We start from the raw sequence: 1,507 nt of genomic DNA, 5'->3' as shown, positions 1-1,507 counted from the left end.
TTTATTTTGTTTATTCATTCATATCACCTCTAATTAAAATATTTACTTTATGTCTTTATTAACCTTTGATGCATTTTTCTGAGGATATTCATTGTTAGCATTAATAACTCTAAAATTTAATAAATCAGTAGTTTCACTATCTGAACTTTGATTAACCTCTACGTTGTCTAGTATTTGTTGATACTGATCATCAAATTTATTAAGATATAGTAAATCATCCTCGTTTGTAGTCATATTTTTTTTAGCCATTATGAATCTCCTTTATTAATAAAGTAAGTATATAAACTAGTATTTGTAAAAATAAATTACATATGTAAATAAATAATATTTAATATTAGTATAAAAATATCTTAAATATAATTTATATGTAGTAAGATTTTTATTTATAACAAGTTTTATAAACCTTAACGTATTAATTGAATTAATTGAAGATATAAAAAATTAAAAAGACTTGTCATGATAAAGTAATAAAGGTTATAATATATTTCGAGGTTTAAATTTGTTTTCTTGTTATAAAGGTCAATATATGTAGAATTATCATTAACACTATGTTTATTTTGTAAGCATATATATAGATAATACATTTGGGGCAAGAACTTCAGGTATAGCTTTGTTTAAACAAAGGTAAGAAGTAGATGTATGGATAAATGTATACTTACAAAAAAGTTATATAGTTAAATAATAATTTTATATAAATAAAATTTAAACACAACTAATCTACAATATTACAGAAATAGAGGAAGAGAATATGACAATATTGATAAATGCATTAGGAATAGTTATTTTATTAGGAACATTATACCTATTATCATCTAACAAAAAAGATGTTAATAAAAAAATGATACTAAAAGCATTTGTAATTCAACTTGCATTAGCATTTTTATTAGTAAAATTCCCACTAGGTAGGGTAGCTTTACAAAAGGTGTCTGATATAGTAACTAATGTATTAAGCTATGGAGCGCAAGGATTAAGCTTTATATTTGGTTCATTAGAAAATGCAGGGGCTCCAACAGGATTTATATTTGGGATACAAGTTTTAGGTAATATAATATTTATATCATCATTAGTAGCTGCATTATATTATCTTGGTATTATAGGAGCTGTAGTTAAGGCAATAGGTGGAGTAATAGGAAAAACACTTGGAACTAGTAACGTAGAAAGTTTTGTTGCTGTTGCAAATATGTTCTTAGGTCAAACAGAATCACCTATACTTGTATCTAAATATTTAGGTGGCATGACTGAAAGTGAAATAATGTTAGTTTTAATATCAGGTATGGGTAGTATGTCTGCAACTGTACTTATGGGATATGCAGGAATGGGTATACCTATGGAGTATCTTTTAATAGCTGGAGCATTAGTTCCACTTGGAAGTATAATAGTGTCAAAACTTATACTTCCAGAAATTTCACAAGAAATTGCTACTACTAGTGATGATTCTTTAGGATCTTCTGAATGTGCTGCAGCTGCAGTGATAGAAGAAGTAAAAATGGATAATAAAGGTGATAAT

2 protein-coding genes are annotated in these 1,507 nt (G+C 26.0%); one reads left to right on the top strand and one right to left on the bottom strand.

The window, feature by feature from the left end; translation table 11 throughout:
• Positions 1-42: 42 nt before the first annotated feature.
• The gene (locus VLM92_RS11945; RefSeq protein ID WP_325276560.1) at positions 43-249 is read right to left on the bottom strand and encodes a hypothetical protein; all 207 of its coding nucleotides are present in this window, start codon (positions 247-249) and stop codon (positions 43-45) included.
• Positions 250-748: 499 nt separating this feature from the next.
• Between VLM92_RS11945 and VLM92_RS11940 the strand changes: the two genes are divergently transcribed.
• A partial coding sequence (locus tag VLM92_RS11940; protein ID WP_325276559.1) for a Na+ dependent nucleoside transporter N-terminal domain-containing protein occupies positions 749-1,507 on the top strand: 759 nt, incomplete at its 3' end.

The organism is Romboutsia sp., assembly GCF_035470145.1.
Taxonomy (GTDB): Bacteria; Bacillota; Clostridia; order Peptostreptococcales; family Peptostreptococcaceae; genus Romboutsia_D.
Note: the sequence above shows the minus strand (reverse complement) of the source record. Positions and strands in the feature narration are given on the sequence as shown.

What these genes read in the sequence shown, in the direction of transcription:
- VLM92_RS11945 (WP_325276560.1), bottom strand. Translation starts at nt 249, where the DNA reads ATGGCTAAAAAAAATATGACTACAAACGAGGATGATTTACTATATCTT.